This is a genomic window from Aeromonas sp. 604176 (assembly GCF_049170755.1).
Lineage (GTDB): Bacteria > Pseudomonadota > Gammaproteobacteria > Enterobacterales > Aeromonadaceae > Aeromonas > Aeromonas veronii_A.
On record NZ_JAAKNE010000149.1, the window covers coordinates 1 to 8,577 of the forward strand.

7 protein-coding genes are annotated in these 8,577 nt (G+C 57.4%); 4 read left to right on the forward strand and 3 right to left on the reverse strand.

What is annotated here, in order from left to right:
* Positions 1-586: EAL domain-containing protein (locus G5358_RS19015; RefSeq protein WP_421324706.1), on the forward strand; the 586-nt coding region annotated here is incomplete at its 5' end.
* A gap of 118 nt (positions 587-704) precedes the next feature.
* Here the strand turns inward: G5358_RS19015 and G5358_RS19020 are convergent.
* Positions 705-1,922, reverse strand: coding sequence for a 4Fe-4S binding protein (locus G5358_RS19020; protein WP_421324708.1), 1,218 nt, complete (start codon positions 1,920-1,922; stop codon positions 705-707).
* 156 nt (positions 1,923-2,078) lie between these two features.
* Positions 2,079-2,786, reverse strand: a complete 708-nt coding sequence (locus G5358_RS19025) for a GntR family transcriptional regulator (protein ID WP_421231678.1) — start codon at positions 2,784-2,786, stop codon at positions 2,079-2,081.
* Between the two features lie 282 nt (positions 2,787-3,068).
* Here G5358_RS19025 and G5358_RS19030 point away from each other — a divergent pair, with 282 nt between their 5' ends.
* Positions 3,069-4,658 (forward strand): alpha-glucoside-specific PTS transporter subunit IIBC, encoded by a 1,590-nt coding sequence (locus tag G5358_RS19030; protein WP_421244961.1) that lies wholly within the window; start codon positions 3,069-3,071, stop codon positions 4,656-4,658.
* A complete protein-coding gene (locus tag G5358_RS19035; RefSeq protein WP_206665121.1) occupies positions 4,655-5,980 on the forward strand; it encodes a 6-phospho-alpha-glucosidase in 1,326 nt (441 codons plus the stop codon). Before G5358_RS19030 ends, G5358_RS19035 begins: the two co-directional genes overlap by 4 nt.
* Before the next feature lie 64 nt (positions 5,981-6,044).
* On the opposite strand, the gene G5358_RS19040 is transcribed toward G5358_RS19035, so the two are convergent.
* Positions 6,045-7,049: a substrate-binding domain-containing protein gene (locus tag G5358_RS19040; RefSeq protein ID WP_005355925.1), complete on the reverse strand. Its 1,005-nt coding sequence runs from the start codon at positions 7,047-7,049 to the stop codon at positions 6,045-6,047.
* A 434-nt stretch (positions 7,050-7,483) separates the two neighbouring features.
* On the opposite strand from G5358_RS19040, the gene G5358_RS19045 reads away from it, so the two are divergent.
* On the forward strand, positions 7,484-8,577 hold a 1,094-nt coding region (locus G5358_RS19045), incomplete at its 3' end, for a branched-chain amino acid ABC transporter substrate-binding protein (RefSeq protein ID WP_421324709.1).

The following is an 8,577-nucleotide window of genomic DNA, read 5'->3' on the forward strand; positions in this document are numbered from 1 at the left end:
CCGGGTCAACGACGACAACCGCTACCGCTTCGATCAGCTGTGCCGCATCAAGGCCATCGCGCTGGCCGCCCGCCTCGATATGCGGGGCATGCTGAGCATCAACTTTCTGCCCAACGCGGTCTACCGCCCGGAGCGCTGCATCCGCACCACCCTGCAGGCGGCCCGCGAGCATCTCTTTCCCATCGAGCAGATCATGTTCGAGCTGACCGAGGTGGAGCAGGTGCAGGATAGCCAGCATCTCCGCAGTATCGTCGATCACTATCAGGCCCTCGGCTTCAAGACGGCAATCGATGACTTTGGCGCCGGTTACTCGGGCCTCAACCTGCTGGCCGATTTTCATCCCAACATCGTTAAGCTCGATATGCACCTGCTGCGCGGCATCGACCATGACCCGACCCGACAAGCCATAGTGCGCCACTGTCTGGCACTGTTTGCGGAGCTGAAGATCACCCCGCTGGCGGAGGGGATCGAGACCCGCGAAGAGATGGCCTGCCTGCGGGAGATGGGCGTCAGCCTGATGCAGGGCTATCTGTTTGCCCGCCCCGGCTTTGAAACCCTGCCCGAGGTGGATTTCGCCAACTGGTAAGCCATATCGGCCTTGCCCCCTCAACCCACCCCCGCCTGAATAAGAAAACGGACACCCGAGGGTGTCCGTGTGCGTACCCTGTGATCTTGCACCATGGTCACACTGTCACCTTCCCCAGTTAATGGGTCAGCTGTGGCAACAGTTGCAACAGGTGAGCCCGTATCGCCAGCGGCGTCTGGCTGGCCCAGATATCCAACAGGCCATGCGTAAGCAACGGCAGCACCAGCAGCAACAAGCAGAGCAGCCCCAGCAAACGGCTCGGTGCGAGCCGGAGCACCTTGCTGCCAAGGTGCAGGGCCTCGACCCGCTTGGGGCAGGCGGCCACGCAGCTCAGGCAGCCGGTGCACTCCAGGCTGCGTACCGCAATAAGCTGGTGCACCGCAATGCGCGATGGACAGGCCCGGCTGCACTTGTCGCAGTCATGACCCTGGCTTCGCAGGCAGCGGGCCGGGTCACGGCGAATGCACAGCGGCGTCAGTAGCCCCAGCAGGGCGAGCCAGGCGCCATAGGGGCAGAGGTAGCGGCAGAATCCCTGACGAAAGGTCGCGGTAAGCAGCAACACCCAGCCGAGGCACAGACCCGAGATCAGGGTCAGGTTGAAGAAGAAGGCCCCCATCTTCATATCCGCCGCCTGATGGTAGGGGCTGGTGAAGTAGCCGGGCAGGGCAGCAGCCGGCACCGCCAGCAGGATGATGAAGAGCAGAAAGCCGAGCACCAGAAATTTCTGGGTGCGCAGGGCAAGATCCAGCCAGCGCGGCGGGCTCCACTCCCCCGGCAGCAACCGGTGGCGCAGGCCATACAGCCATTCCCCCACCAGCCCGAGCGGACAGAACCAGGCACAGAACGCCCGCCCCAGCAGCAGGGCCGACAGGGAGAGTACCAGTACGGTGACGGTGGCCGCCGGATGGTGGGGATCCACCAACCCCTGCGCGAACCAGGCCCGCAGCCCGAGGCCACCGGCGATGGGCAGGAAGGCATCCACCACGTCCGGGCGCACCAGCCAGGGGCTCATCCCCTGTCCCAACTGCCAGATATGCAGGCTGTATTGCACTGTGACCAGCCCCCAGCAGAGCAGCAGCAGATGGCGAGTGCCTGCCCGCAACTGCTGACTGTCGATCGCCCCGAACACGGGCAGCGGCCGCCTCTGATGCCGGAGGGCAAGCACGGCGGTGACCGTCCCCAGTGCGAGCCAGAGCAGGCTGTCGGCCGCCAGCAACCAGACCAGCCCCAGCAGGCCGAGCGCAAGACGCCCCGGCCAGCCGGTGCGCACCTGCCACGCCAACAACACCAGATAAACCATACCGGCCACCATGGTTATCGCTTCAATCACGCTCATGCATCCCCCACTGCCTACATCCGGATCCGGCAGCAAGGATAACTAACATTTGAGTTGATTATTTTGATCTGCATGGGCCGAGGGAGGAGTTATGGCCAATGCCTCCCTCACAGGCTCTCCCCTCTTTCAACGACACGCTGCCTCATCAGCCAGGCACTAGCCGCGGGCACGGTGGAGGTGGTAGTCAACGTGATAGTCGTTGGCATTACGGAACATGATGGAGTAGTTGAGGAACTCTCCGCTCTCGCTGTATGAGAGTGAGGTGAGCCGCAGGATAGGGGCCCCCTGCTCGATATGGAGCAGCTCGGCAGTAGCCCGATCCGCCAGCACGGCACTGAAGCACTCATAGTTGCCCGCAATCGCGATGCCGCACTCCCGTTCGATGTAGTCGAATTTGGACCCTTCCAGATGGGCGACCGACAGATTGCGAAACAGTCTGACCGGCATATAGCTCTCTTCCAGCAGCAGTGCCCGACCATCCACCGAGCGGATCCGGCTTGAGTAATAGACGGGTTCATTCACCTTAACCCTCAGCTGACTGGCGATGGCCGGTGGCGCGGGCATGGTACGAAACTCCAGTACCTGGCTGGTCAATGTGCGCCCCTGCTCGCGCATCAGTTCGGTAAACCCGCTCAGACCTTTGGTCTCATGCTGGACATCCTTTTTTGTCACATAGGTGCCGCTGCCGTGGCGCCGCTCGACCAATCCCCACTCGATCAACATATCTACCGCTCTGCGAATGGTCATGCGGGAGACGCCATACTGTTCTGCCAGCGCTTTTTCGCCCGGCAACACATCTCCCACCCGGCACTCGGCACCGTTTACCCTGATCCTGAGTCGGTCAGCCACCGATTTATAGATCACTGCTAGACATCTCCTGTGGTCACAACGCCAACCATCTTATTCTTAAGTAAGTGGATAAATTGCATAAAAACAATAACTTAAATTTAAACTAAAGCTGCAAGAACATCACAAAACCAAGAGGTACAACAATATCGCAAAAGTTAGACATCTTTGTCTAAATAACTGCATGCGTCAGATCACATTATTCCAAGATATTTCATGAGGTCTCTTTTTATCGTTGCTAATTTGCATCTGGCAACACCGGCAAGGATTCGATTAGCTATTTCAACCAAGGGACAATATATGCTCAGTCAAATTCAACGTTTTGGCGGAGCAATGTTCACTCCTGTACTGCTTTTTCCTTTTGCAGGTATGGTAGTAGGCATTGCAATTATGCTGAAAAACCCGATGTTTGTCGGTGAATCACTGGCAAACCCACAAGGATTATTTTTTCAGATCATCCATATTATTGAAGAGGGTGGCTGGACAGTATTCAGAAATATGCCGCTAATATTTGCGATTGGCCTGCCAATCGGTCTGGCAAATAAGGCACAAGCCAGAGCCTGTCTGGCTGTATTGGTCAGTTTCATGACCTGGAACTATTTTATCAACGCCATGGGCATGACCTGGGGCAGTTATTTCGGGGTCGACTTCAGTCAGGATGTAGGGGGTGAAAGTGGCCTCGCCATGGTCGCGGGGATCAAGACCCTGGATACCAGCATCATAGGGGCCATCGTCATCTCCGGCATCGTGACGGCACTGCACAACCGCCTGTTTGATCGCCAACTGCCGGTCTTTCTCGGCATCTTTCAGGGCAGCTCCTTTGTCACCATTGTCGCCTTCTTCGTGATGATCCCCTGCGCCTGGCTGACCCTGCTTGGCTGGCCAAAAGTACAGATGGGCATCGCCTCCCTGCAGAATTTCATGCTGATCTCGGGTCCGGTCGGGGTATGGGTATACACCTTCCTAGAGCGGATTTTGATCCCGACCGGCCTGCATCACTTTATCTACGGCCCCTTCATCTTCGGCCCAGCGGCAGTAGAGGGAGGCATTCAGCTCTACTGGGCGCAGCACATGCTGGAGTTCAGCCAGAGTACTCGCCCGCTGATTGAACAGTTCCCTCAGGGTGGCTTCGCCCTGCACGGCAACTCGAAGATTTTCGGTGCCATGGGGATTGCTCTGGCCATCTATGCCACGGCAGCCAAAGAGAACAAGGCCAAGGTGGCAGGCCTGCTGATCCCGGCCACCCTGACCGCCATTCTGGTCGGTATCACCGAGCCGCTGGAGTTCACCTTCCTCTTCATCTCGCCGCTGCTGTTTGCCATCCACGCCCTGCTGGCAGCCACCATGTCGACTGTGATGTACCTGTTTGGTGTGGTCGGCAACATGGGTGGAGGTCTGCTCGACCAGTTCCTGCCGCAGAACTGGATACCCATGTTCCACAACCATGCGGGAATGATGTTCACCCAGATCGCTATAGGGTTGGTCTTTACCGGCATCTGGTTCCTGATATTCCGCGCGCTGATTATCAGGCTCAATCTTAAAACACCGGGCCGGGAAGACAGTGAAATAAAGCTTTATTCAAAATCAGATTATCAGGCAGCCAAAAACCAGCGTGGCAGTGATAGTGCAACACAAATTATCGAAGCGCTTGGTGGAGTCAAAAATATACGCAGTCTGAATAATTGTGCCACCCGCTTAAGAATATCGTTGGTTAACAGCAAGCTGGCAGCAGCAGATGAGGAGTTTATTAAATTGGGTGCCCATGGGGTCGTCCGCCATGGCGATAGTATCCAGGTAATTATCGGTCTGCATGTACCTCAGGTACGTGAAAATATGGAGTCGATTATGAACAACAGTCATCAACAATCATCTTTAGTAATGGAGTCATGATCATGAAAAAATTCTCTGTAGTCATTGCCGGTGGTGGCAGCACTTTTACTCCTGGTATCGTTCTGATGTTGCTGGAAAATCAACATCGCTTCCCGCTCAAGGAGATCAAATTCTACGACAACGATGGTGCCCGTCAGGAGATCATCGCCGAAGCCTGCAAAATCTTGCTGAAAGAGAAGGCTCCCGAGATCGCCTTCAGCTATGGCACCGACCCCAAAGCAGCGTTTAGCGATGTTGATTTCGTCATGGCCCATATCCGGGTTGGCAAATATCCGATGCGCGAGCTGGACGAGAAGATCCCGCTGCGTCATGGGGTGGTCGGTCAGGAGACCTGCGGCCCGGGCGGTATCGCCTATGGCATGCGCTCCATCGGCGGGGTGCTGGAGCTGGTCGACTATATGGAGCAGTACTCACCCAATGCCTGGATGCTCAACTACTCCAACCCGGCCGCCATTGTGGCTGAAGCGACCCGTCGCCTGCGTCCCAACGCCAAAATCCTCAACATCTGCGACATGCCGATCGGGATCGAGGGGCGCATGGCCCAGATTGCCGGTCTCAAATCCCGCAAAGAGATGCGGGTACGCTACTACGGCCTCAACCACTTTGGCTGGTGGACCCGCATCGAAGATCTGGAAGGCAACGACCTGATGCCGAAGATCAAGGAGCACGTCGCCCGCCACGGCTATGTGCCCAATAGCGCCAGCCATGCCGAAGCAAGCTGGAACGATACCTTCGCCAAGGCAAAGGATGTGTGGGCGCTCGACCCGGATACCCTGCCTAACACCTATCTGAAGTACTACCTCTACCCGGACTATGTGGTGGCTCACTCCAATCCGGAACACACCCGTGCCAACGAGGTGATGGAGCACCGCGAGAAGCAGGTCTTCACCGCCTGTAGCGACATCGTCAAGGCAGGTAATTCAGCAGCGGGCGAGCTGGAGATCGATGAGCACGCTTCCTATATCGTTGACCTGGCAACCGCCATCGCCTTCAACACCCAGGAGCGGATGCTGCTGATCGTTCCCAATCGCGGCGCCATCCCCAACTTTGACCCGGAAGCCATGGTCGAGATCCCCTGCCTGGTCGGCAGCAGCGGGCCAGAGCCGTTGCAGGTGGGCAGCATTCCGCTGTTCCAGCAGGGCATGATGGGCCAGCAGGTCGCGGTCGAGAAACTGGTGGTCGAAGCCTGGGTCGAGCACTCTTACCAGAAACTGTGGCAAGCCATCACCCTCTCCAAGACAGTACCCAGTGCATCGGTGGCCAAGTCCATTCTCGATGACTTGATAGAGGCCAACAAAGCCTACTGGCCGGAACTGAAATAAACCGCCCATAAACAAAAACCCCCTCGTGACAGAGGGGGTTTTTCGTGTTGGCAACGGGTGCGGATTAACGCAGCGGTTTGACCGAGCGACGGACAATCAGCTCGGGCTGTACCGTCATCGACTCCACTTCCAGCTCCTTGTTGCGGATCCGGCTGACCAGATGCTTCACCGCCAGCTGGCCCAGTTCGGCCTTCGGGTGACGGATGGTGGTCAGCGGCGGGCTGGAGAAGCGCGCCATCTCCACATCGTCGTAACCGATGATGGAGATATCGTCCGGCACCTTGACTCCCGCTTCCCAGGCAGCGCAAATCGCGCCGATCGCCATGGGATCGTCGAAGGCAAAGACCGCGGTCGGACGAGGCTGCAGGGCCAGGATGCGCTGCATGGCATCGAAGCCGCTCTGGCTCTCGTAGTCCCCTTCAAAGACCTGTTCATCTTTAAGGGTCAGACCGTGTTCGCCCAGCGCATCACGTACCCCGTCCAGTCGCTGCTGGGTGGTCGGCTTGGAGAGCTGGCCAGTGATGCAGACGATGTCGCGGTGCCCCAGCTCCAGCAGATGGCGTACGGCCATGCGGGCGCCGATGCGGGCGTTGTCGTTGATGACGTTGGCGAAATCGCACTCCGTGCCCCAATCCAGTACCACCTGCGGCACGTTCTTGTGGATGCGCAGCATGTCGCGCAACGGAGTGTCGATATCGGTCCCCAATACCAGCAGACCATCCACCCGTTTTTCCATCAGCATTCTCAGGTAATGCTGTTGGCGAGGCGGCTGGTTTTCGGTGTTGCAGAGGATCAGGCTGTAGCCCTGTTCGAAGCAGTACGCTTCAACCCCTTGCACCACTTCCGCGAAGAAGGGGTTTACGCTGGTGGTGACCAGCATGCCAATGGTCTTGGTCGAATTTATCTTAAGACTGCGCGCTACCGAGTTGGGCGCGTAGTTGAGTTCTGCCACCGCCTCAATCACTTTCTGGGTCGCGTCTTCGCTGACCCGCCGAGTGTGGTTGAGCACATGTGAGACGGTGGAGATGGATACGCCTGCGCGCGAGGCGACATCCTTGATAGTGGCCATCTCTGTCTCCTGACTGTCAAAGGCGGAACATTAGCAGATTTCCCGAATAAAGGCTTGGTTTTAACGGGCTCTGCCACGGAATTGTCAATGCCGGCTAATTTAGGCGCTCATTTCTGTTTGCGCAAACGATTAATGGTCAAAATGGGAGCACCATCAGAGTAAAATATCACCAGACTAATCCTCTGTGCTTCATCATAATCACCTCTGGTTACCAAGATGTTAAGGCGAAGAATCGATACTAAATTCCAATTAAACACAAATGACAGGTCATTTATTTCAAAATAAGCCCACCCCACCCCCTCTGGTTAGTATCTTTAACAGCTTGTTATTGCCCCGTGAGGAATGATAGAACCATACCTATAGCCGGATGCACGGGATGTCGATCCGGAATGGCACTCGTAAATGAAACAATCCACTGATTAAGGGACGAATCAATGCATAAGTTGAGCAAAATTACAGTAAGCGCAGCGGTTTCTTTGGCTCTGTTTGGATCGATCTCCATCGCACACGCGGCAGACACCATCAAGATAGGTATCGCAGGCCCGCTCACCGGCCCGGTTGCCCAGTACGGGGACATGCAGTTCACCGGCGGCAAGATGGCGGTCGAGCAGATCAACAAGGCTGGCGGCATCAATGGCAAGCAGATCGAAGCCGTCATCTATGACGATGCCTGTGATCCCAAGCAGGCGGTAGCCATCGCCAACAAGGTGGTGAATGATGGCGTCAAGTTCGTGGTCGGTCACCTCTGCTCCGACAACACCCTGCCCGCCTCCGACATCTATGAAGACGAGGGGATCCTGATGGTTACCCCCGCCTCCACCAACCCCAAGATCACCGAACGCGGTTACCAGCTGACCCTGCGCACCATAGGTCTGGATAGCGATCAGGGCCCGACTGCCGCCAAGTACATCATCGAGCAGGTCAAACCCCAGCGCGTGGCCGTTATCCACGACAAGAAGCAGTACGGTGAAGGTATCGCCTCCAGCGTCAAAGCCGCACTCGACAAGGCTGGCGTGAAGGTGGTGGCCTATGAAGGGATCACCGCCGGTGACAAGGACTTCTCCGCCCTGATCGCCAAGCTGCAGAAAGAGAACGTCGATTTCGTCTACTACGGCGGCTATCACCCTGAGCTGGGCCTGATCCTGCGTCAGGCTGGCGAGAAGGGGCTGAAAGCCAAGTTCATGGGCCCGGAAGGGGTCGGTAACAAGGATATCTCCGCCATCGGCGGCCCGGCTTCCGAAGGCCTGCTGGTGACCCTGCCGAACAAATACGATCTGGTGCCGGCCAACGCCCCGCTGGTTGCAGCGTTCAAAGCCAAGGGTCAGGACTCCTCCGGCCCGTTCGTCTGGACCACCTATGCCGCGGTGCAAACCCTAGCAGCCGGTATCGCCAAGGCGGGTGAAGATGACCCGGCCGCCGTTGCCGCCGCCATCAAGGCTGCGCCGATCGATACCGTGATGGGCCCCCTGACCTGGGCACCGAACGGTGACCTGAAAGGCTTCGAATTCGGTGTGTTCCAGTGGCACGC